Source organism: Streptomyces lacaronensis (assembly GCF_047337785.1).
GTDB lineage: Bacteria > Actinomycetota > Actinomycetes > Streptomycetales > Streptomycetaceae > Streptomyces > Streptomyces lycopersici.
In genome coordinates, this window is the sequence record NZ_JBLHDK010000003.1 from 7013342 (window position 1) to 7034757 (window position 21416).

General features: G+C 72.1%; 16 protein-coding genes and 1 pseudogene. 6 read left to right on the forward strand and 11 right to left on the reverse strand.

Annotation, left to right across the window (positions count from 1 at the left end; all coding sequences use genetic code 11):
- Positions 1 to 75: 75 nt before the first annotated feature.
- Complete coding sequence (locus ACMTAK_RS30460) at positions 76 to 2085, forward strand: glycosyltransferase family 2 protein (protein ID WP_413809136.1); 2010 nt, start codon at positions 76 to 78, stop codon at positions 2083 to 2085.
- Positions 2086 to 2142: 57 nt separating this feature from the next.
- On the opposite strand, the gene ACMTAK_RS30465 is transcribed toward ACMTAK_RS30460, so the two are convergent.
- Positions 2143 to 4149 carry a glycosyltransferase gene (locus ACMTAK_RS30465; RefSeq protein WP_413809137.1) on the reverse strand — a complete coding sequence of 669 codons (2007 nt, stop codon included), beginning with the start codon at positions 4147 to 4149 and terminating at the stop codon, positions 2143 to 2145.
- A 259-nt stretch (positions 4150 to 4408) separates the two neighbouring features.
- Entirely contained in the window at positions 4409 to 6604 is a 2196-nt protein-coding gene (locus ACMTAK_RS30470; protein WP_413809138.1) for a hypothetical protein, read from the reverse strand.
- Between the two features lie 194 nt (positions 6605 to 6798).
- Between ACMTAK_RS30470 and ACMTAK_RS30475 the strand changes: the two genes are divergently transcribed.
- Together ACMTAK_RS30475 and ACMTAK_RS30480 are read left to right on the forward strand one after the other, a co-directional pair.
- Complete coding sequence (locus tag ACMTAK_RS30475; protein ID WP_413813040.1) at positions 6799 to 8388, forward strand: hypothetical protein; 1590 nt, start codon at positions 6799 to 6801, stop codon at positions 8386 to 8388.
- Between the two features lie 41 nt (positions 8389 to 8429).
- Complete coding sequence (locus ACMTAK_RS30480) at positions 8430 to 8783, forward strand: VOC family protein (protein ID WP_413809139.1); 354 nt, start codon at positions 8430 to 8432, stop codon at positions 8781 to 8783.
- A gap of 131 nt (positions 8784 to 8914) precedes the next feature.
- On the opposite strand, the gene ACMTAK_RS30485 is transcribed toward ACMTAK_RS30480, so the two are convergent.
- The 3 genes from ACMTAK_RS30485 to ACMTAK_RS30495 all read right to left on the reverse strand — a co-directional run bounded on the left by ACMTAK_RS30485 (position 8915) and on the right by ACMTAK_RS30495 (position 14264).
- Complete coding sequence (locus ACMTAK_RS30485; protein ID WP_413809140.1) at positions 8915 to 10009, reverse strand: FkbM family methyltransferase; 1095 nt, start codon at positions 10007 to 10009, stop codon at positions 8915 to 8917.
- Positions 9982 to 11826, reverse strand: a complete 1845-nt coding sequence (locus ACMTAK_RS30490; RefSeq protein WP_413809141.1) for a stealth family protein — start codon at positions 11824 to 11826, stop codon at positions 9982 to 9984. The genes ACMTAK_RS30485 and ACMTAK_RS30490 overlap by 28 nt, the downstream gene beginning before the upstream one ends.
- Positions 11827 to 11924: 98 nt before the next feature.
- Positions 11925 to 14264 (reverse strand): bifunctional glycosyltransferase/CDP-glycerol:glycerophosphate glycerophosphotransferase, encoded by a 2340-nt coding sequence (locus ACMTAK_RS30495; protein ID WP_413813041.1) that lies wholly within the window; start codon positions 14262 to 14264, stop codon positions 11925 to 11927.
- Between the two features lie 243 nt (positions 14265 to 14507).
- Between ACMTAK_RS30495 and ACMTAK_RS30500 the strand changes: the two genes are divergently transcribed.
- Together ACMTAK_RS30500 and ACMTAK_RS30505 are read left to right on the forward strand one after the other, a co-directional pair.
- Positions 14508 to 15032: a hypothetical protein gene (locus ACMTAK_RS30500; RefSeq protein ID WP_413809142.1), complete on the forward strand. Its 525-nt coding sequence runs from the start codon at positions 14508 to 14510 to the stop codon at positions 15030 to 15032.
- The gene (locus ACMTAK_RS30505) at positions 15019 to 15336 is read left to right on the forward strand and encodes a winged helix-turn-helix domain-containing protein (RefSeq protein WP_413809143.1); all 318 of its coding nucleotides are present in this window, start codon (positions 15019 to 15021) and stop codon (positions 15334 to 15336) included. Before ACMTAK_RS30500 ends, ACMTAK_RS30505 begins: the two co-directional genes overlap by 14 nt.
- A gap of 147 nt (positions 15337 to 15483) precedes the next feature.
- On the opposite strand, the gene ACMTAK_RS30510 is transcribed toward ACMTAK_RS30505, so the two are convergent.
- The 3 genes and pseudogenes from ACMTAK_RS30510 to ACMTAK_RS30520 form a co-directional block, all read right to left on the reverse strand.
- Positions 15484 to 16029, reverse strand: coding sequence for a DUF4232 domain-containing protein (locus tag ACMTAK_RS30510; RefSeq protein WP_413809144.1), 546 nt, complete (start codon positions 16027 to 16029; stop codon positions 15484 to 15486).
- Between the two features lie 267 nt (positions 16030 to 16296).
- The gene (locus tag ACMTAK_RS30515) at positions 16297 to 16509 is read right to left on the reverse strand and encodes a DUF397 domain-containing protein (RefSeq protein ID WP_413809145.1); all 213 of its coding nucleotides are present in this window, start codon (positions 16507 to 16509) and stop codon (positions 16297 to 16299) included.
- Positions 16510 to 16591: 82 nt separating this feature from the next.
- Positions 16592 to 17104, reverse strand: a pseudogene (locus ACMTAK_RS30520) (DUF5753 domain-containing protein); the annotation flags it as partial.
- 38 nt (positions 17105 to 17142) lie between these two features.
- On the opposite strand from ACMTAK_RS30520, the gene ACMTAK_RS30525 reads away from it, so the two are divergent.
- The gene (locus tag ACMTAK_RS30525; protein WP_413809146.1) at positions 17143 to 17517 is read left to right on the forward strand and encodes an ATP-binding protein; all 375 of its coding nucleotides are present in this window, start codon (positions 17143 to 17145) and stop codon (positions 17515 to 17517) included.
- A 76-nt stretch (positions 17518 to 17593) separates the two neighbouring features.
- On the opposite strand, the gene ACMTAK_RS30530 is transcribed toward ACMTAK_RS30525, so the two are convergent.
- Genes ACMTAK_RS30530 through ACMTAK_RS30540 form a run of 3 tightly spaced genes read right to left on the reverse strand, consistent with a single transcriptional unit; the run spans position 17594 to position 21228 of the window.
- Entirely contained in the window at positions 17594 to 18475 is an 882-nt protein-coding gene (locus tag ACMTAK_RS30530) for a carbohydrate ABC transporter permease (RefSeq protein WP_413809147.1), read from the reverse strand.
- Positions 18472 to 19845, reverse strand: a complete 1374-nt coding sequence (locus tag ACMTAK_RS30535) for a carbohydrate ABC transporter permease (RefSeq protein ID WP_413809148.1) — start codon at positions 19843 to 19845, stop codon at positions 18472 to 18474. Before ACMTAK_RS30535 ends, ACMTAK_RS30530 begins: the two co-directional genes overlap by 4 nt.
- A 24-nt stretch (positions 19846 to 19869) precedes the next feature.
- Positions 19870 to 21228: an ABC transporter substrate-binding protein gene (locus tag ACMTAK_RS30540; RefSeq protein WP_413809149.1), complete on the reverse strand. Its 1359-nt coding sequence runs from the start codon at positions 21226 to 21228 to the stop codon at positions 19870 to 19872.
- Positions 21229 to 21416 lie beyond the last annotated feature (188 nt).

The following is a 21416-nucleotide window of genomic DNA, read 5'->3' on the forward strand; positions in this document are numbered from 1 at the left end:
GACCGGCCATGTGGCCCCGGTCCGCCGTGTGACCCCGACCCCGACCCGTCGAGAGCCCGGAGTCAGGAGGCCGTCATGCCCGCTCTGTCCCGACCTCGTGTCAGTGTGATCATCCCCGCCTACAACGCCCTGCCGGAGCTGACCCGGGCCGTCACCTCCGCGATGGACCAGACCCTGGGGCAGGACCGGGTCGAGATCATCGCGGTGGACGACGGTTCGACCGACGGCACCGGCGAGGAGCTGGAGCGGCTCGCCCGCACCTGCCCCGCGCTCCACGTCATCCACCAGGAGAACTCCGGCTGCGCGGGCGTCCCCCGCAACACCGGACTGGACCACGCCCGGGGCGACTTCGTCTTCTTCCTCGACTCCGACGACTATCTGGGCCCGGACGCGCTGCGCCGCATGCTCGCCATGGCCGACGCCCACGGCACCGACATCGTCCTCGGCAAGATCGCCTCGGTGGGCGGACGGGCCGTGCCCCGGGCCGTCTTCCAGCGCAATCAGCCCCGTACGGACGTCTTCTCCTCCCACGCCTATCTGACCCTGGGCCCGTGGAAGCTGTTCCGCCGCTCCCTCATCGAGCGGCTGCGCTTGCGCTTCCCGCCCTACCGAAACTGCGAGGACAAGCCGTTCACCGCGGCCGCCTACCTCAACGCCTCCGGTATCTCCGTGGTCGCCGACTACGACTGCTACTACGTCCGCTACCGCGAGAACCGCACCAACCTCACCCTCACCGCCTCCGACCTCGCCCACCGCATGGACGGCACCCGGCTGTGCTTCGAGACCGTGGCCCGCTATCTGGAGCCGGGCCCGCGCCGGGACCAGATCATGCGCCGCCATGTGGAGTGGGAGCTGTGCGGTCCGCTGCGCGCCCTGCTGCCCCGCGAGAGCGAAAAGGACGCGCGGGAGCGGTTCTTCCCCGAGTTCCGGCACTGGGCGAGCACCTGGGTGACCGACGCCCTCTTTCCAAGGCTCGACGCCCCCGACCGGCTGCTGATCCATCTGCTGCGCGCCGACCGCTTCGACGATGTGCTGACCGTGGCCCGGAACGCCGGGGCGGACGAGCGGCGCGGCCATCTCGTCGACAAGGGCCGGGTCTACTGGCTGCACCCCTTCTTCCGCGACCACGCCGCCGCCGTCCCCGACATCTGCTTCGACGTGACCGACCGGCTGCCGGTCCGGCACCACCTGGAGGCGGCGAGCTGGCACGGCGGGGTGCTGCGGCTGGCCGGGCACGCGTATGTCGAGGACGTGGACTCCCTCGACCCGGCCACCGAGATCGTGCTGCGCAAGTACCGGGCCGACCGCCCCGAGGTCCGGCTGCCCACCACACCGTGCCCGGCCGCCCATCCGCTGCCGGGCGAGGGGCGGCGGTACGGGATGGCGGGCTTCACCGCCGAGATCGACCCGGCCACCGCGGACGGCGGCGCCCCGCTGGAGCGGGGGCTGTGGAACATCTACCTGGACGTCCGCGCCCAGGGCGTCAGCCGCACGGTGCGGTTCGGCAACCGCCGCGAGGGCGGTGAGGTCACCCATCCCACCCGGCGCCGCGTCACCACCTCCCAGGGTCCGGTGACGGTGGTGCCGTACTTCACCCCGTACGGCAATCTCTCGCTCGACGTCGGCGAGGTGGCCCATCCCCTCGACCCGCCCTGCCAGGTGCTCCGGACCATCTGGCGCACCCGCGACACGCTGCTGGTCGGCGGACGGCTGACCGAGGAGGCGGTGCGGGACGGCGGGGCGCTGCGGCTGCGCGCCGAGACGGGGACGGGCGCGGTGCACGAGGTGCCGGTCCGCACCGAGCAGGGCGGCTCCGCGACCGTCTTCACCGCCCGGCTGCCGATCGGCCGTCTGGGCGCGGGCTGCTGGACGCTGACGCTGATCATGGAAGGGGCCGGGGAGGACGGGCCGCGCCGCACCGCGATCGTGCCGTACTTCGGCCGGCTGGCCGCCACCCGCTGGCTCCGCTTCGGCTGCCGTCCGTACTACGCCAAGCCGGTGGCCCTGGGCCCGGCGCGGGCCCTGGGGCTGGAGGTGGCTCCGATCAAGGTCGTCACGGGGGTGCGGCGGCGGCTGGGAGGGTGAGCGTGGCCAGGTCCGGCTGGGCGGGTGGGGGAACAGCCTGCCGCGGGCAGGCGTCGGTCAGTTCAGCCCCAGCCGGTTGCGTACGGCGGCGAGCAGCCGGACCGGGGCCACCCGCAGCTCCAGGGTCACCTCGCCGCGCCCCATGAGCGGCTTGGCGTAGTACGGCCGGCCGCGCCGCACCCAGCGGGCGCCGGGCAGCCGGGCGGGCGGCGGCACGGGCGCGGCGGGCGCGGCGCGCCCGGGGCCCTGGGCGTCGCCGGGGCCGACGACGGCCAGCGTCACCGTCCACCGGCCGCGGCCCAGGTCCCGCACCGGCAGCCGGGCGGTGAAGGCCCCCGCCGGATGCCCGGCGGCGAATCGCACCGGATGGTCGTGGACCCGTCCGTCGGTGTGCTCGGCGCGCAGCCGCAGCACCCGCCCGCGCGCCGGGGTGCCGGGCGGCAGCAGCCGTCCGGCGACGACGAGGGTGCCCTTGTCCGACGGGTGCCACACGGCCTCCGTCACCTCGCAGGGCGCCCCGCGCGGGGCCGGGCCGATGTCGAGGGAGAGATTGCGGTACGGGCTGGTGAAGTACGGCGTGACCCGGGCGCGCAGCCCGGGCCCGGCGGCCACCACCCGGCGCGCGGTGCCGATGTCGAGCAGGTCGTCATGGCGGTTGCCGAACCGTACGGTGCGGCTGATGCCCTGGGCGCGGACGTCGAGGAAGACGTCCCAGACGCCGGGGCGCAGCGGTGTGCCGCCGTCGGCGGTGGCGATGTCCACGTCCGCCTCGAACCGCGCGGGGTCGTCCTCCGCGGCGTCCACCGGGATCCGCACCTCGTCCCGCGCCTCGCGGCGGCGCAGCACCAGCTCGGCGCGGTCCTCCTCGGGGTCGGCCGCCAGCCCGTCGATCGCCGCCCGGCCGCGCACCCGCAGGGTGCTGCGGCCGTGCCAGCCGGCGCCCGCGAGGTGGTGCCGGACCGGTAGTCGGTCGGTCACGTCGAAGCAGGCGTCGGGGACTTCGGCGTCGGGGTCGCGGAAGAAGGGGTGCAGCCAGTAGACGCTGCCCTTCTCGACCAGATGGCCGCACCGGGCGTCCCGCTCGGCGTTGCGCACGACGGACAGCAGATCCTCGAAGCGGCCGGTGCGCAGCAGATGGACCATCAGCCGCTCGGGCGCGGTGAGGGTGGGGAAGAGCGTGTCGGAGCAGTGGGCCAGCGCCCAGCGGCGCAGCTCGGGCAGGAACCGCTCGCGGACCTCGGTCTCGTCCTCGCGCGGCAGCGCGCGCAGGGCCGGACACAGCTCGCGCCGGATGTGGTGGCGCATCACCGCGTCGCGGCGGGCGCCGGTCCGGGTGTGCCGGGCGGCGGTCTCGAACAGCGGCCGCATGGCCTCGACGCGCTCGGCGAGACCGGGGGCGGCGCGGCCCGGGTCCGGGCCCAGGTGGTAGCAGTCGTAGTCGGCGACGACGGAGATCCCGGAGGCGTTGAGATAGGCGGCCGCGGTGAAGGGCTTGCCCTCGCCGTGGCGGACGTGGGCGGGGAAGCGCAGCCGCAGCCGCTCGATCAGGGAGCGGCGGAACAGCTTGCACGGCTCCAGGCTGGCGTAGGCGTGGGAGCTGTGGACGTCGGTGCGCAGCTGGTTGTGGCGGAAGACCGCCTTGGGAACGCCGCGCCCGTCCGGGGAGACCATCTTGCCCAGGACCACGTCGGTGCCGTTCTGGTCGGCCATCGCGACCATACGGCGCAACGCGTCGGGCGCCAGCCGGGCGTCGGCGTCCAGGAAGAAGACGAAGTCGCCGGTGGCGCGCGCCAGTCCGGTGTTGCGGAGGCCGCCGGCGCCACCGCGGCAGGGGCGGGGGTCGCGGACCACATGGAGCGAGGGGCAGTCGGCGGCGAGCCGGTCCAGCTCCTCCGCGGTGCCGTCGGCCGATCCGTCGTCGACGGCGATGATGTCGAGGCGGCTGAGCCCGAGGGTCTGCTCCATGGCGGAGGTGACGGCCCGGGTGATTCCGGGCATGGCGTCACGGGCGGGGACGATCACGCTGACACGGGGAGGTGGGCCGGGGCGGTGGTTGCGCGGCATGCTGGCTCCGGAAGGTGTGCGGGGGGCTCAGGAGGCGTGGGAGTGGGGGGCTCCTGGGACGGGGCCTGGGGACAGGGCCGGGGATGGAAGCTCATGGTGAGGGCCTGGGGTGAGGTCCGGGTGTGGGAAGTGCTGCTGCCGGGTGACGTGGATGTGGGGTGTCGTGGCACCGCATGCGGTACGTGTGGGGCGTCGTGTTACCGGGTGCCGTACGTATGGGAGGTCGTGTTACCGCGTGCCGTACATGGGGGATGCCGTGCTACCGGGTGATGGACCAGCGTCCGGCGCCGGGCGGCGAGGCCGTGTGGAGGTCGCGCAGCCGGACGACCGCCTCTCCCTTCTCGGCGAGCGCGTCGACGGCGTCGGTGAAGCGCTGGATGGACGGTGGTGTGGCGGGGCCGAGGAGAAACTCCCTCACCTCGCGGCGGGCGGTGCGCAGCTCGTCGAGGGAGGGGTCGAAGAGCGGGCGCAGGAGGTTCTGCATTCCTGATGCCCCCGGACCGAGCGGATAGGCCGCCCTGGCCATGACGTTCTGCCGCCGGAACTCCTCCTCGTCGAGACCCGCCGGGACGGTGAGGGCGTACGGCTTGAGGGTGGCGAGGAAGTCGCCGACCACGTCGGAGGGGTCACCGATCAGCAGATCCGCCTGGTCGAAGCAGGAGTGGAGGGTGGGGGCGTCCCCCTCGATCACCTGGTGGAGCCAGGGTGGTGAGGCCGCCCAGTGGGCCTGGTGCCACTCCCGGCGCAGCCCCTCGGCCTCGGTGAGCAGGGCCGGATCGGGTGCGGCACGATCTCTGGTGAGCATGGCCTCGTCGGCGTCCGCCCGGCGCAGACGGGCGTCGAGCGCGGCCATGCGCTTGGTCAACTCGGCGCGGTGGCGGGCGGCTTCGGCGCGGAGGGCTTCGGTGTGCGGGGTGTCGGTGTGCGGGGCGTCGGTATCCGGGGGCTGGGCGTCGTCGGGCTCTTCGCCGAAGGCGTCCGGGGCCACGGCGTCCCCGCCGAGGGCTTCGGCGGCGAGGGCGTCCGCGCTGACGGCGTCGGCGGTGAAGGCGCCCTTGCCGAGGGCGTTCGCCGCGAGGGCCTCCGTGGCGCGCCGCTCGTTCGCTGCCTGGATCAGGGCGACGATACGGCGGTGGGCGGCGTGGTCCTCGGGGGAGCGGTGGCCGGCGGGCGGATGCGGCCGGTAGAGCAACCGGACCGGGCGTTCGGTCTCCAGCAGGGCCCGTACGATCGGCTCACCCGCCGCCAGGTCACGGGTGGGCGCGTACAGCACGGTGGGCAGGGGCGTGGCCGTGGGCGTCGGCGCGGGGGCATGACCGGCTCCCGCGACGTGCAGGCCGTCGAGCTGGGGGCGGCCGATCTCCACGATGTCGGCCTCCTCGACACCGACCGCGGCCCGCACATAGCGGCGGCGCCCCGCCTCGGCCGCGACCCACACCTGGTCGTAGACCTTGCTGTACGGATCGACGGCGGCGGTCTCGTCGCCGTCGCCGGGGGCCAGGAAGACGTGCTGCATGGTGGGGATCCGCAGGAGGTGGATGTTCCGGCCGGTGTTGGCGGGGTAGAGCGCGACCCGCACCCCGCTCAGGTCCAGCTGCGACAGATGGGCGGCGCTCGGCACGCACAGCACCGGCAGCGGGGTCGGCTCCAGGGCCTCCAGCAGTTCCCGTTCGCGCAGGATGACCAGGGACGGGGTGTGCAGCGCGGCCACGGGCCCCAGCCATCGGGTGACCTGGTCGGCGCGGTCGCGCGGGCCGGAGAAGTAGAGCACCGTGCGGGGGCGGTGACGGATCAGCCAGGCGTCCACCTCGGCCAGCACCTCGGCGGCGCCGGGCAGCCGTCGGGTGGCCCGGACCAGGTACGGAACGAGCGCCACCACCGTGATCAGGGAGGAACCGGCGGCGAGGGTGAGCGCCGCCACCACCCAGCGGGCGTCGCCGGTCGTCAGCGACGCGGTGAGCCCGAGCAGGGCGGACAGCTCGTAGACCAGGATCCGCTGACCGGGCCATTCGGTGAGTCTGCGGGGCGGCCGGTCGCTGATGTCCAGTCGGCGCAGATCGATGTTGCGGGCCGCGACCGCGAGGGCGCGGCGCCGCCGGATGAGGGTGGTGAGCGCGGCGTGCAGGGCCTGACCGGCGAGCAGACACAGCACCAGCGTCATGGCCGCGGCCAGTCCGATGGGCCCGGTGACATGGAGTCGGCCGAGCAGCAGGAGCAGCAGCACGCAGCGGAACTCGAAGCGTGACGTGGCACCCATGTGGAGCCGCCCCAGACGGGTCATCAGCCCCGGCGCGGTGCGGTGCAGCAGCAGCTCGCAGCCGCACCCGGCCAGCCCGGCGGCCGCGAAGACCCCTCCGGCGCCGGTGAGCGCCGCCACCGCCATGGCCACCAGACACCCGGTCAGCGCGGCGAAGGCCACGAGACCGCGGGGGCTTTCGATACCGAGGCGGTTCATGACGCGTGCCCTTCGCGGCGGATGAGTCGTCCTGATTGCACACTGTAGGCGAATAGTCGTATTTATGCCTTTCGTTGTCGTGAGTGAGAGTGAGGCTGGGCGTGAGGAAGCGCGGGATCTCCCAGCAGACGGCGATCGTGCTCCCGACGGCCGTCGTGCTCGGGCTGGGGCTGTGGGGTCTGGACCGGGGCACGATGTGGCGCGATGAGTCCGTGACGTACCAGATGGCCCGGCGGACCCTCCCTCAGATCCGCGACGCGCTCGGCACCGTGGACGCCGTCCACGGGCTCTACTACCTGCTGATGCACCCGGTCCTGGCCCTGTGGCCCGCCGAGGTGGCCATGCGTCTGCCCTCGGTGCTCGCCGCCATGGCCGCCACCGCCCTCGTCGCCGCCCTGGGCTGCCGCCTCGCCCGCCCCCGGGTGGGCCTGTGGGCCGGTCTGCTCTACGCGACCACGCCCGTGGTCACCCACTACGCCCAGGAGGGCCGCTCCTACGCCCTGGTCGCGGCGAGCGCGGCGGGGGCGACGTACCTGCTGGTGGGCGCGGCGTGGCCGGCGCCGGGGACGAGCAGAGCGGGCAGCCGGACGGGCGGTAGGGCTGTCGGCCGAACGGGCGAACGGGCGGGCCGTCCCGCGCGCGGTCCGGCTCGCGCGCCCGGTCCCGCGCCAGGTGTGCCCCCAACGCCCGCCCCCGGGGCGGCGTCGGCCACACGGGTCCGTTCGGCCGTACCGGTCCGCGGCGACGTTCCCCGCCTCGCGCCGGGGCCGGGTCCGGGCGGGCCCGAGGCGCGGGGCCATACGGCGGGGTGGCGCTGGGCGGCGTACGGGGGAGTGGTGGCCGCGACCGGGCTGCTGCACGTGTTCGCGGTGCTCATGCTCGCCGCGCACGCGTTGACCCTGCTCGTCTCGCGCGCCCCGCGCCGGGTGTGGTGGGGCTGGGGGAGCGCGGCGGCCGGGGCGGTGGGGGCGGTGGTGCCGCTGGCGTTGGTGGCCCGGCGGCAGAGCGCGCAGATCGCCTGGATACGCCATCCGACGCCGGGTCGGCTGTGGGCGGTGGCCGAGGAGTTCGCGGGGCCCAGCGCGCTCGTCCTCGCCGTCAACCTGCTGCTGATCGCGATCGCCGTGGTCCGCCCCCGCCGGCGGACGCTGACCGCGGTGGCCCTGCCCCTGATCTGCGTCCCGCCCGTCCTCCTCTTCGCCCTGGCCCTCCACCGTCCCTGCTTCCACGAGCGCTATCTCCTCTTCGCCCTGGCGGGCATCCCGCTACTGGCCGCGGCCGGGGCGGACCGGCTGGCGGAGGCGGTGTCCGGCCGCCACCGCGCCGTGGTCGCCGCGGCCGGGGCACTCGCGGTCGGCTGCGCGTTCGTCTGGCAGCTCCCCCTGCACCAGAGGGAGCGGGAACCGTTGAGCCGTCAGGACGACCTGGCGGCGCTGTCCGCCGCGGTGGGGCGGCTGACCCGGCCGGGTGAGCCCGTGCTGTACGACCCGCCCAAGGAACGGCGGATCGCCATCGCCTATCCGCGCCCCCTCGCCGGGCTGCGCGACATCGCGCTGAGCACCCCCGGCCCGGCCTCCGGCACGCTCTACGGGGTCGACGTCGGCCCCGCCGAGCTGCTGCGACGGCTGAACGGGGCCGGTTCGGCATGGCTGATCGCGGCCGATGAACCGGAGACACGCGGCCCGAAGGCGGCCGTGCTGAGGGGGCACTTCCGGCCGGCGTACTCGCTGTGCCTGCCCGGCATCCGCCTGGAGCGCTATGTGCGGGCGGGGCCCGCGCACTGAACCGATGGTTTTCCGAGGCCTGGCGCGTCTAAGCTCTGCGGATGACCTTGGAATGGGAACAGGTAATCGTTCACTCGGAAGATCCGGTGGCCTTGGGGCAGTGGTGGGCCGAGGCTCTTGGCTGGGTTGTGGTCCACTCCTCCGATGACGAGTTCGAGATCCGCCCGGAGCCGGATCGCGTGCCAGGGTTGGATTTCGTCCGGATTAATGAGAGCAAGAAGGCCAAGAGCCGACTGCATCTCGACTTCAGGCCCGATGACCAGGACGCCGAGGTGGCTCGTCTGGTGGCGCACGGCGCACAGCGAGTTGACATCGGCCAGGGTGATCAGTCGTGGGTCGTATTGGCGGATCCCGAAGGTAACGAGTTCTGCGTCCTGGGCCAGCGCCGTCAGTAAGCGGCCCCCGCGGCGAACCACTCCGCGGTCCGGGGCGGAGCCCCGGCGGGGTGAGGGGGCGGAGCCCCGTCTTTCGGGAAGGGGCGGGGTGGGGAAAGCCACCCCGCGCGAACCCGCCCCCGCCACTCACCTCACCCCCGCAACGACCCGCTCCCCGTAGCCTGCGCACCGGGCGCCCGCCGAGCCGGGACGACGGCGCGCCGCGCCAGAGCCGCGGCGCCCGCCAGCCGCAGCAGCCCCGTGAGCGGGACGCGCGCCGCTCCGCGCGGGCCCGTACGAGGCACCCGCACCGCACCCCGCGGCGAGCGGTACGGCGCGTTCCACCCGTAGGGGAAGGACGCCTTGTCCGTCGTGATGATGTTCGTCGTCTCGTCGCACGCCAGAATCGCGATCAACCACCGCCGCACCACCCGGTGGAAGGCGGGCGTCAGCGGCCGCGGCGCCAGCAGCCAGTCGCGGCACTGACCGCTCACCGCGGACCCGTACGTGGTCTCGTCGTAGCGGTGCCAGGGCGCCTCCGGAGTGATCGGGTGGAGGCCGTAGTCCATGGCGGTCAGCGGCGCCAGGGCGGTGCGCAGCGCGGTGTGGTCCGCGCCGGGGAGCAGTTCGCACACGATCCACGGCCGGTGGCGACGGATCGTGTCGTACGACCCGCGCAACACCGCCGCCTCCGACGTCTCCACGTCGATCTTGATCAGATGCGGGGCGAGACCGCGCTCCCCGGTGAACGCGTCGACCGTCGTGACCGGCACCGTGACCGACTCGGTGTGCCGACGGTGGGCCGGGTTCAGCGAGTTGGAGGACTCCGACTTGAGGGAGAAGTACAGCTCGGCGGTGCCCGGTTCATCGGCCAGCGCGGTCTGCTGCACCTCGAAGCCGAGCCGGTTGCACTCCCGGATCCGGCGGCACAGGGCGGCCGTCTCCGGGGTCGGCTCGAAGGCGATGGCCCGCGGCCCGCGCCCGCCGTCCCCGTACACCGCGCTGATCAGCGCCGAGTAGAGCCCGATGTGCGCGCCGATGTCGTACACCGCGCTGCCCTCGGGCGCCTGCTGGGCCAGGGCCAGCAAGGTGGCCTGGGTGGTCGGCTCGTAGCCCGCGAGCCCGGCGCGCCGCAACTGCCGCTGTACGGCGGTCTGTTTGCGGCTGAGCACATTGAGCGCCCGCGGATACGGCCCGCCCGCATCGAGGACGTCCGGGTTCAGGGGAAGGGTGATGGCGAGGGGCATGGCTGCCGCGTCTCCTGTCGGGTGACGGCCCGCTCCAGCGGGCTGGGGAGGGGGAAGTAGGCGTCGAGGAAGGGGCGGACCAACGCCAGCTGGTCCTCGAGGTCGTGCTCGGAGGAGACCGTGTCGTTGAGGCAGAACGCCTGGCAGTGGCGGGCCCGCAGCAGTCTGGCCAGCCGGGTGCGGATGGTGGGCTGGGCCAGGTCGAAGTAGTCGTAGCGCAGATGGGCGGGGACCGCGCGCCCGGTCAGGAACGCGTAGTAGTGGTGGAGCGAGGACGGTACGGAGATGTCCGACGTCGAGCGCACCCGGCTGGCCATGGTCGCGCGGACCGCGTCCGGGAACTCCTTCTCGATCTCGGCGAGCACGCTGGTGCGCAGGGCGTGCGGGGTGTGCTTCATCTTCTGGGTGACGGCCGGGCCGAACCGCTCCTCCAGCAGCGCCCGGTTGTTCTTGCCCGCCGCCGATACGGGCACGTCGCCGGGGCCCACCGGGGTCAGCGGGATCAGCGCGCGGGAGGGGAAGAACTTGGAGACGCCGTTGGCCAGGAAGAAGTCCTGAGGGGTGACCGGCGAGCCGAGGAAGACGTCGTCGTTGAAGTAGAGGAAGTGCTCGGCGAGTCCGTCGATGTGGTGCAGCCGGGTCTCGATGGCGTGGGAGTTGAAGGTGGGCAGCAGATCGGGGTCGTCGAAGATGTCGTGGTGGTCCACGACGGTGATCCCCGGGTGCGAGACGGCCAGCCAGTCGGGCACCTGACGGTCGGTCACCAGATAGATGTGGCGCACCCAGGGGGCGTACAGGTACAGCGAGCGCAGCGAGTAGCGCAGCTCGTCGCGGTTGGCGTAGCGGGCGGCGTTGGCGGCCTGGGCGTGATAGCCGGTGCCCGCGAGGGCCGCCCGCCGCCGCTGCCACTGCGGATCCGAGCCGTCCACCCAGGTGTAGACGACGTCGATGGGGAAGCGGACCTCGTCCGGCAGCCGGGTCAGGAACTCCGGGCGGGTGCGCACCAGCGGCCCCGGCTGCCAGCCGACGGGCGGGGCGAGCCGGGTGAACAGCTGGTCGGGGGCGCGTACCGGCTCGCCCACGAGCGGTACGGACGCGGTGGTGCGGTTGAAGCGCGGCGCGATCAGCACCCGCTCCTCGCCCTGCCCGCCCGGCTCCCAGAACTCGATGTCGCAGCCGTGCGCCGGGCCGAGGACCAGCCGTCCGCCCGGTCCGGTGTGGAAGCGGGTGAAACGGACCACGGGGGCGGCGGCCAGCCGCCGCCAGGCCCCTCGCGTACTGCCGAGCCGGGGCGGGGCCGCCGGGTGGCCGCGCCGCGGGGGCAGTGAGACGTACCCCGCCTCCTCGGCGCACAGCGCGGCCAGCGCCTTGACCACCTCGGCCCGCTGATCGGCCCGGACGCCCACGGCCGAGCCGACGTTGCTGTAGCAGCGGACCACGAAGTGGTCGATCCGGGCCCGGTCCAGGGCCTCGCACACCAGCCGCAGATTCTCGGCGCGCGCGAACAGCGGGGTGGGGGAGGGGGCCAGGGTCGCCACGAGGGCGCCGCCCCCTCGGTCGGCGATCACCATCCGGCCGGACCCGGCCAGCAGTCCGGCCCGCCGCATCCGCCGCCGCGCCCGGCGCAGCCGCAGCGTGCCGGAGGCGGCCGACAGCCCGCCGAGGCCCCGCATGGCCGCCCGGCGCAGCCCGGGGCCGGTCATGGCGACGACCGCGCGGCGCAGCGGCAGCGGGACCGTACGCCGGTATCCGTGCACCAGCGGCGGCGGGTCGGCGAGCCAGGGGCGGGGGGCGGCGGGCGGTGCGGTGAGGGGCATGTGCGTCCTGGGTCGGGGCGTCGGAACGGGGCGCGTCGAGGCGGGGCGGGGCGCGTCGGACGGGGCGGGGCGCGTCGAGGCGGGGCGGGGTGCGGGGGCTAGTGGGGGCGGCTCCGATGGGGGAGTGAGGCGGCTGGTGAGGCGGCTGGTGGGGTGCACACGGCCCCGGCCCGTGGCGCCGTCCGGGCCTCGACGGGACGGTCGGGACCGTGCGGAATGGCGCGCACGGCGGCGGGGGCGGGACGGCGCTCGGCGAGCGGGATGACGGGCGGCAGCAGTTCGGGGTGCTCGCCGAGGAACACCCGGCGCACCACGCGTTCGGCCGCCCGCCCGTCGTCGTACGGACAGAAGCGGGCCCGGAACGCGGCGCGCAGGGCGGCCGAGCGCGGACCGCACCAGGCGCCCGTGGCGAAGAGGGCGATCAGCTCGTCCTCGGTGTGGGAGACCGGGCCGGGCGGGGCGGCGGTGATGTCGAAGTAGGCGCCGCGGGCGGCGCGATAGGCGTCCCAGTCGTCGGCGTGGATGACGATGGGGCGGTCGAGGTTGGCGTAGTCGAACATGATGGACGAGTAGTCCGTCAGCAGCGCGTCCGCCGCCAGGCACAGCTCCTCCACCCGGCCGTGCCCCGAGACATCGAGTACCCGGCCACCCGCACTCCCCATGGCTCCGTCCGGAGCGTGGAAGTAGTGCGGCCTGACCAGCAGCGTGAACCCGGGTCCCAGCGCGCGGGCCACCCGCTCCGGGTCCAGCCGCGGCACGGGGCGGCGCTGGTAGTCGCGGTGGGTCGGGGCGTACAGCACGGCCACGGTGCCCGCGGGGATGCCGAGCCGGGCGCGCAGCCGGGCCACATCGTCCTCGGTGGCGTGCTGGAAGACGTCGTCGCGCGGCGAGCCGTAGGGGAGTGTGGTGTAGCCGGAGGGGTAGACCCGCTCCCAGACCAGGGTGGTGTGGCGGTTGGCGGAGAGGCTGTAGTCCCAGCGGTCCACCCGCTCCAGCAGCTTGCCGAAGTCCATGCCACGGGCGGCGGCCGGGCGGTCCCGCAGATCCAGGCCCATGTGCTTGAGCGGGGTGCCGTGGTGGGTCTGGAGATGGATCTGCCCGGGGCGCTTGCGCATCCCCGGCGTGAAGTTGACGTTGTTGACGAGGAAGCGGGCGCGGGCCAGCGCCGTCCAGTACGCGGCCGAGCCGGGGTGCAGCCGGCGCACCCCGGGCGGCAGGGTGTGGGCGTACTCGGGGGTGGTGATCCAGGCGGTGCGCACCCCCGGCACCAGCTCGCGCGCCTTCGCCTCGATGGCCGCCGGATGGCAGGCGTAGCCCCTGTGCCAGTACGCGGCGAAGACGGCGAGCCGGGGATCGGGAGGGAGGCACAGCTGCACCCGGTAATGCACCCACAGCGCGGCCGCGCGCAGCCGGGCATACGCGACCGGGGCCATGGCGACGGCACTCCGCCACATCCGGTCGCCACCCCGCAGCAGCTGATACACATGGCCGGCACCCAGCCTGAGCAGCAGACACCGCCACCGGGCGCGCCCGGACGGTGCGGTCGCGCCGTACGGCCGGTAGCGCCGGTGGTGCGCACCCGCCCGGCGGAAGAACTCGGCCCGGGCCCGCACCGGCAGCCGGTCCGGCGCGGCGGCGATCACGCCGAGGTGGTCGACCATCCGCCGGAAGAGCGCCGGGCGCCAGTGGGCCAGTTCGGGCCGGGTGTCGAGAAACCGGAACACCCGGTCGTACTGGTCGAACACATCGAGATGGCCCCGGCTGGTGGTGCGCAGGATCCCGCCGCGCCGCCGCTGCCGGTAGTGGACGCACACCCGGTCCAGGACGGCGATGGACTCCGCGCTGAGCAGCACGGGAAAGGTCCAGGGCGTGTCCTCGTAGAACCCGGCCGGAAAGGCGAACTCCCGCTCACGGACGAAGTCCCGCCGATACGCCTTGTTCCAGGCGACCATCAGCAGCCCCAACAGCTCCGGCCGCTGATCGAGCCGGAAGACTTGCCGGACGCGTCCGGGTTCCCCCTCCCGGAGCAACTCGGCCCGGACGTTCCGTACGACGTCACCCGTCCAGTCCACCCGCGCGTAGTCGAAGACCAGCACCTGCGGCTCGCCGGTCCGCGCCAGCCGGTCGGCGATGGCGCGCAGCGAGCCGGGGGCGAGGGTGTCATCCCCGTCGAGAAAGAGCAGATAGTCCCCGGTGGCCCGCCGGATCCCGGCGTTCCGCGCCCGCCCGAGACCCGCGTTCTCCGCCAGATGCACGGCCCGCACCCGCGGGTCCCGCTCGGCGGCCTCGTCGATGATCGCGTCACAGGCGTCCGGCGAGTGGTCATCGACCGCGATCAGCTCCAGGTCCGTGAAGTCCTGCTCCAGCACGGACCGCAGACAGTCACTCAGATACGGCTGGACCTCGTATGCGGGCACGATGACGCTGAACCGGGGCACGGCGCATCCCATCGGTCGAAGCGGCACGGATGGTTCCTCACACCATCATCTGAACGCCCACCGAATAGGACGACGCCATGGCGAGGCACCCCCGAAAGCCCCCCGTTCAGCCCAACATTCGACCACTCACGACGTTCAGGACATGACTGTCCTGTCGGTTGACTATGCCCCTGAGGGGAACTAGTTTCCTATCAGGAAACTAGTTCTGTCAGAGCATGGCCAAGCACCACCTGGAGGTACCCCATGTCCGAGCGTGTGACCCCGTCCGCCGAGGCCGCCCGCGCGCTGCGCGACATCGATCAGCGCCGCGACCAGGCCCGCGCCTCGGAACAGGAATCCCGCTGGGTCGGCGTCGTGTTCGGCGTCGCGATCTTCGCCGAACTGTCGGCACCCGACTTCTTCGGCGACGGCGTGCGCTCCGGGATCTCCATGGCGGTCGCCGCCCTCGCCGTGGCGTACGTGGTGCTGCTGCGCACCCCCCGCGGCGGCGCCCTCCTGGGCCGGCCCACCCGCCTGCGCAGGGACGAATTCTCCCCGCGTTTCGTACGGCTGGCCCGACTGACGATCCTCGCCGTGATGCTGATCGGCTTCTTCGGCGCGTCCTACCTGCCGCACGAGCCGTTCCCGTACACGGGGACGGTGGTGGGCGCGGTGCTCGGCGCCACTCTCATCCTCTTCGGCCGCAACCTGCAACGAGCCCTGAACTCCCTGGCCCTCCGCGGCACCGGCAAGGACAGTCTGGGCGGTGCCACCTATGGATCCCGCTGACTTCGACACCGCCCTGCTCGACCCGACGCGGCTCTCGATCGTGTCGCTGCTGGTGGGCGTGGAATGGGCCGAATTCGGATGGGTGCGCGAGTCGGTAGGTATGTCGCCCTCCGCGCTTTCCAAGCAGGTCAGCACGCTTGAGACCCGGGGCTACATCGAGGTGAAGAAGGGCTACGTGGGCAAACGCCCCCGAACGTGGCTCGCGCTCACCCCGCCCGGACGGGCCGCGCTCGAAAGACACGTGACGGCGCTGCGCCGCGTCGTCGAGGAGTCCCAGCGGGCCGCGGAGCGGCGCGACACCTGAACGAGTGGGGGCGGCCCCGGCGAGAAGGCTGGGTGTGCCGCGTGTCGGACGTGGCCACCGCGCCACCGGGAGGCTTCAACTCATTCCGGGAGTCCTGCGGTGGCCACCAGCGACGCTGAAAGGAAGCTCAGAGGCTGTCCAGTTTGGTTACAGCCCGACCGGGTTGAGGTAGGTGGCCGGGTGAGTGGCGCCGTCCTGCTTGAGGATCTGGCCGCCGAACGGCCACTTCAGGGTGAAGTGCTCCGTCTCGTTCGGCGGGGTGACCAGGAACTTCGCCGGAACGAACTTCTCCTTCTGCGGTGTGGACGCGGCCACCGGGAGCAGGTTGATGCTGAAGCCCGTCGTATCTCCCGGCTCCAGGACCATCTTTTGGGGCGTCTTCGAGGAGCGTGCCAGCGACCAGGTGCCGTCAGTCCCCTGGGCGCCGATCATGTCGACACCGGCGAAGCCGGACAGGGTGCAGGTGCGCGTGCTCTGGTTGGTGAACCAGATGTACGCCTGGGTTTGCTTCTCGGTCTGATCCATCTCCGGTCTCGCGTCCTCGCCCATGGCGAAACCGGCCTTCAGGTCGGCGGTGTGGCAGCGGGTCGGCGCGGCCTTGGCAGTGGTGGCGGCCGAGGCCGGGATGGCCGTAGCGGCGGTGCCCGCGACGACGAGGGCCGCAAGGGCCACAGCGGTCAGCTTGCTCTTCATGAAGTTTTGGGTTCCCCTTCGGATACGAATCGGCGCGCGAAGTCAGTGCGCGCCTGCGCACCGGAAGATGTGCGACGCCCGGGGGAGGTTCCGTGCGCCGGAGCGCCTATTTCGGACAGCCAGGCGCCCAAGGGTGGCCGTATGACGAGAACTTATCCGGTGGGGGCCGTTGCGGCGTCGTGGGGCGGACACCGCTATGGCCCGCGACCTCGCCGGCGTCCGGTCCGGCGGACCCGGAGTGACGACACCGACCGGTTCCTGACCGACTCAGGGACGGTGGTTGGTCTTCAGCTCGCGTATGAACGCGGCCCAGGACGTCGCCGCGAAGACCAGTACCGGACCGTCGGGGTACTTGCTGTCACGGACGGGAACGACCCTGGCCATGTCGCTCACCTCGACGCAGTCGCCGCCCTCCTGGTTGCTGTAGCTGCTCTTGTGCCAGGCGGCGCCGTTCAGATCGGGACGGGACACTCGCTCCACGGTGGTTGCCCTCCATCACGGATCGGATCATGTCGAGCGACATGAGCGGGGGCAAGGATGCTGCCCGCAGCCGATCGTAGGTCGCCGCGTAGTGCTTCACATCGGTTGACTCCTCGACGAGTTGACCGAAGTCGGCCCCCTCCTTGTAGGAGACTTCGACGCCGTCCGGCAGGGTCAGCATGGTCATGGATCCACCCATCGACTCATGGCCGCCTTGGTCGAACGGCAGAACCTGCACGGTGGTGTGGGGGTCGGTGGCCGCCTCCAGCAAACGGCTCAACTGGGCCCGCATCACGGCGTGGCCGCCGATCGGGCGCTGTAACACCGCCTCGTCCAGGACGACCCATAGCTCGGGCCGGTACGGCGAACAAAGCCGCTCCTGTCGTCCGAGGCGAGCGAGGACGTGCTCCTCCAACTGCTGCTCGCCGCTGAGTAGGGGGTCGAGGCTCAGTACAGCCCGCGCGTAGTCCCTGGTCTGCAACAGACCAGGCACCACATGCGCCGCGTACTGCCTGATGGACACCGCCCGCTCCGAGTACGCCATGAACGCCCGCGACCAGTCCGGGAACGCCTCCCGGTAGACGTACGGCCACATGTCGCCTGCGAGTCGTACGGAAGATCGATCGGACGGAAATGGACAACACCGTGCTGAAGACGACCACGGCGCCGGACCCCGAGCCCGAACTCCGGGAACTCACCCAGCAGTTCCCCGCTACGCCGCGCGGAGCGCGCCTCGCGCGGCGCCTCGCGGTGCGGCGTATGGAGGAGTGGGGTTATCCGCCCGCGTCGGACGCGTCCTGCACGGTGGCCCTGCTGGTGGCGGAGCTGGCCTCGAACGCCGTACGGCACGGGCGCGTACCCGGACGGGATTTTCGTCTCCGTCTGGTCTGCGCGACCGCGACACGGACGATCCGTATCGAGGTCTCGGACGCCCGCGAGGACCGCCTCCCGACGACGCCTCGTGTCCCCGTCGGTAAGACGGTGTGGGCGGAGTGTGGTGCGCCGTGACGTGCGGTGCGCCGTGATGAGAAAAGGGGCGGCCCGGCACCCAGGGGGTGCCAGGCCGCCCGTCGTTCCGGGGGCGTTACTTCACCGCGCCCGCCATCACGCCCGCCACGAACTGGCGCTGGAAGGCGAAGAAGACCGCCAGCGGGATCAGCATCGAGACGAAGGCGCCAGGGCCGAGGATGTCGATGTTGTTGCCGAACTGGCGGACCTGCTGCTGCAGGGCGACCGTGATCGGGGGGTTGCCGCTGTCGGCGAAGATCAGGGCGACCAGCATGTCGTTCCAGACCCAGAGGAACTGGAAGATGCCCAGCGAGGCGATGGCCGGGCCACCGAGGGGCATGACGACGCGCAGGAACAGCCGCAGCTCGCCCGCGCCGTCCAGACGGGCGGCCTCCAGGAGCTCGCGGGGGATCTCCGCGAAGAAGTTGCGGAGGAGGAAGATCGCGAAGGGGAGGCCGAAGGCGGTGTGGAAGAGGACCACGCCGGTGGTGGTCTGGAAGATGCCGATCTCGCCGAAGAGCTTGGCCACCGGGATCAGCGCCACCTGGATCGGGACCACCAGCAGGCCGACCACGATGAGGAACCACACGTCGCGGCCGGGGAAGTCCATCCAGGCGAAGGCGTAACCGGCCAGGGCGCCGATCACGACGACCAGCAGGGTCGCCGGGACGGTGATCGCGAGCGTGGTCCAGAGGGAGTCGGTGATCTGCTGGTTGCCCAGCAGATTGTCGTAGCCGCTGAAGGTGAGTTGTCCGGGGTCGGTGAAGACCTTCCACCAGCCGGAGATGTCCACCTCCGACGGGTCCCGCAGGGAGGACAGCAGCAGTCCGGCGGTAGGCATCAGCCACAGCAGGCCGACCAGGATCAGGACGACCCGCAGGGCCCCGCCGCCGGCGCGGGCGGCGATCCGCGCGACCGGGGACTGCTTCGCCTGTACGACCGTGTCCGCGCTGGTCATCGGCGGCTCTCCCTTCGGATCCGGCGGATGTTGATGAACATGACGGGCAGCACGAGCAACAGCAGCAGCACGGCGATCGCGCTGCCGAGGCCCTGGTTGACGTCGGTGCCGAAGGACGACTGGAAGAGCTGGAGGGCGAGGACGTTGGCGTCGTCCTGGGAGGGGCCGGGCGCGATGATGTAGACGAGGTCGAAGATCTTCATCACGTTGATCATCAGCGTGACGACGACGACCGAGAGCACCGGCGCCAGCATCGGCACCGTGATCCGCCGGAAGACCTGCCACTCATTGGCGCCGTCCATCCGCGCGGCCTCCATCAGCTCGCGCGGCACCCCCGCGAGGCCCGCCGCGATCAGCACCATGGCGAAACCGGCCCAGATCCAGACGTACGCGCCGATGATGGCCGGGGTGACGAGGGACGGGCCGAGCCAGTCCACGCCGTTGTACGGCTCGGAGAAGTTCCAGGAGGGCAACCGCAGCTGGGCGCCCTCGGCCTTGGCGGGGAGGGCGTACGTACCGTCGGCCGCCGTCGTGGTCCTGGCGACCACCTTGCCGTCCTTGACCGCCTCCACCTTGAGGTCGGCCATCGCCTTCTCGCCCTTGTCGATGGCGCCCTCCTTGCCGAGGCCGCCACGGGTGAAGTCGAACCAGACCGTGCCGGTGATCTTCCCCGGCTCGGGCTTGGCGGTCCTGGCGTCCTGTGCGCCGCCGATGTCATCCCGTTTGGCGGCGACGAGCGGCAGCGAGGTGGGGGAGCCCGCGCGGAGGGTGTCCCGCGTGGTGAACGAGCCGTTCGGCGCCTCGGTCAGCCCGGCGGTGGGACGCGGATGGGCGCCGGGGAACGGTGGCGACTCGCTGAAGGAGTCATGCACGCTCACCCACATGGCGTTGGCCACGCCCTTGTCCGGGTCCTGCTCGTAGACCAGCCGGAAGATGATGCCCGCCGCCAGCATCGAGATGGCCATCGGCATGAAGACGACCAGCTTGAAGGCGGTGGCCCAGCGCACCCGCTCGGTGAGCACGGCGAAGATCAGGCCCAGCGCGGTGGAGACGGTCGGGGCCAGGATCAGCCAGATGACGTTGTTCTTGATGGCCGTCTTGGTGGCGTCGTCGGAGAACATCTCCTGGTAGTTGTCCAGGCCGACGAAGCCATTGCCCGAGGCGTCGAAGAAGCTCCGGTAGACGGAGTAGGCGATCGGATAGACGACGAGCGCCCCGAGCAGCACCAGGGCGGGCAGCAGGAACACCGCCGCCAGCCAGGGCCGGGTGCCCATGAGGCTCTTACGCGCACTTGCGCTCGGCCGTTTGGCCGGTGGGGAGGACGATGCCCGGCCAGGTGTGGCCGCGCCGTCCGCTGTCGCGGTCGACATGATGTGGTTCTCCCGGTCGAGTCGTCAGTTCTTGTACGCCTTGGCGGCATCCCGCTCCAGCTGGCGCTGGATGCCTTCGACATTCCTCGGGTTCTTGAGAAAGTCCTGGAGCGCTTTCCACTCGCCCTGCGCCGGCTTGCCGCCGAAGGAGGCGGGAGCCTGGTCGGACATGTCGAACCGGAAGTCATTGCCCGCCGCGATCAGCGCCTGTGCGATCTTGCGCATGGAGGCATTGGGATAGGCGCTGAACTTGACGTTCTTGTTCGCCGAGATGAACCCGCCGGACTGGGCCCAGATGGTCCCGGCGTCCGGTGAGGCGAGGAAGGTGAGCAGCGCCTGCGCCGCCTTGCTGTTCTTCAGCGCCACGCCGACGTCGCCGCCGGTCACCACCGGCGCGTCCGCGCCCACCGCCGGGAACGGGAACACCTTCGCGTCCTGGTCCAGCTCCGCGCCCGCGTCGGCGACGTTGGCGGCGACGAAGTCGGCCTCGAAGACCATGCCCGCGTCCGGCTCCGCCTTGTTGCCGAACGCCTTGGTGACGGAGTCCGGGAACGCGGTCTGGAGCGCGCCGCCCCGGCCGCCCGCGACCAGGCCCTTGGTGCCCCAGAGCTCGGCGAGCGTCTCGAGCGCCTTCTTCACCGATGGATCGGTCCACTTGATCTTGTGCTGGGCGAGCTGGTCGTACTTCTCCGGGCCCGCCTGGGAGAGATAGACGTTCTCGAACCAGTCGGTGAGCGTCCAGCCGTCCTGGCCACCGATCGCGACGGCGTCGGTTCCGGAGTCGGAGATCAGCTGGGCCTGCTTCAGGAATTCCTGCCAGGTCTTGGGCACCTTGGCGCCCGCGTAGTCGAACGCGGAGGTGTTGTACCAGAGCAGGGATTTGTTGCTGGCCTTGAAATACACCCCGTAGGGCTTGCCCTGGTACGAGCCGAGGTCCTGCCAGCCCTTGGCGAAGTTCTTGGTCAACTCGGCCTCGGCGGCGGCGTCGAGCGGTTTGGCCCAGCCCTTCTGGGCGAATTCGCGCATGACGCCGACCTGCCCGACCATCGCGACATCCGGCGGCGCGCCACCCGCGATCTTCGAGCCGACGAAGCCCGCCATGTCGTCACCGCTCGGTACGAAGGAGACCTTGGCGCCGGTGCGCTTCTCGAACTCCTTGAGCACCTTGGTGAAGTTCTCCTGTTCGGTGCCCGTCCAGACCGCCGTGACCTGGAGTTTCTGCCCTTTCAGATTCGGCAGTTTCACGGTGTTGGGCGGCGGGCCGCCGCTGACCGTGTCTCCGTCGTCGCCGCCGCAGCCCGCGGCGGTGAGCATGAGTGCTCCCGCCGCCAGCAGGGCCACCGCGGCTCGTGTCGAACGCTTCGCAGGAAGCGATACGTGCATCCCCGTGTTCCCTCCGATGCCGGCCGCCCCCGTGCGGCCGTGTCCCGTGCTGAGTAGTCCTACGCCCGGTCACCGAACGTGGCAATACTGCGTCCGGCGTTCACTCACGGATCGTGACCGGGCCGTGATGAAGGGTCGGCCGTGAAACGGGGCAGGTGGGACAGACGGGAGGATGGCCGGAACGGATC

What these genes read in the sequence shown, in the direction of transcription:
- ACMTAK_RS30460 (WP_413809136.1), top strand. Translation starts at nt 76, where the DNA reads ATGCCCGCTCTGTCCCGACCTCGTGTCAGTGTGATCATCCCCGCCTAC.
- ACMTAK_RS30465 (WP_413809137.1), bottom strand. Translation starts at nt 4,149, where the DNA reads ATGCCGCGCAACCACCGCCCCGGCCCACCTCCCCGTGTCAGCGTGATC.
- ACMTAK_RS30470 (WP_413809138.1), bottom strand. Translation starts at nt 6,604, where the DNA reads ATGAACCGCCTCGGTATCGAAAGCCCCCGCGGTCTCGTGGCCTTCGCC.
- ACMTAK_RS30475 (WP_413813040.1), top strand. Translation starts at nt 6,799, where the DNA reads ATGTGGCGCGATGAGTCCGTGACGTACCAGATGGCCCGGCGGACCCTC.
- ACMTAK_RS30480 (WP_413809139.1), top strand. Translation starts at nt 8,430, where the DNA reads ATGACCTTGGAATGGGAACAGGTAATCGTTCACTCGGAAGATCCGGTG.
- ACMTAK_RS30485 (WP_413809140.1), bottom strand. Translation starts at nt 10,009, where the DNA reads ATGCCCCTCGCCATCACCCTTCCCCTGAACCCGGACGTCCTCGATGCG.
- ACMTAK_RS30490 (WP_413809141.1), bottom strand. Translation starts at nt 11,826, where the DNA reads ATGCCCCTCACCGCACCGCCCGCCGCCCCCCGCCCCTGGCTCGCCGAC.
- ACMTAK_RS30500 (WP_413809142.1), top strand. Translation starts at nt 14,508, where the DNA reads ATGTCCGAGCGTGTGACCCCGTCCGCCGAGGCCGCCCGCGCGCTGCGC.
- ACMTAK_RS30505 (WP_413809143.1), top strand. Translation starts at nt 15,019, where the DNA reads ATGGATCCCGCTGACTTCGACACCGCCCTGCTCGACCCGACGCGGCTC.
- ACMTAK_RS30510 (WP_413809144.1), bottom strand. Translation starts at nt 16,029, where the DNA reads ATGAAGAGCAAGCTGACCGCTGTGGCCCTTGCGGCCCTCGTCGTCGCG.
- ACMTAK_RS30525 (WP_413809146.1), top strand. Translation starts at nt 17,143, where the DNA reads ATGGACAACACCGTGCTGAAGACGACCACGGCGCCGGACCCCGAGCCC.
- ACMTAK_RS30530 (WP_413809147.1), bottom strand. Translation starts at nt 18,475, where the DNA reads ATGACCAGCGCGGACACGGTCGTACAGGCGAAGCAGTCCCCGGTCGCG.
- ACMTAK_RS30535 (WP_413809148.1), bottom strand. Translation starts at nt 19,845, where the DNA reads ATGTCGACCGCGACAGCGGACGGCGCGGCCACACCTGGCCGGGCATCG.
- ACMTAK_RS30540 (WP_413809149.1), bottom strand. Translation starts at nt 21,228, where the DNA reads ATGCACGTATCGCTTCCTGCGAAGCGTTCGACACGAGCCGCGGTGGCC.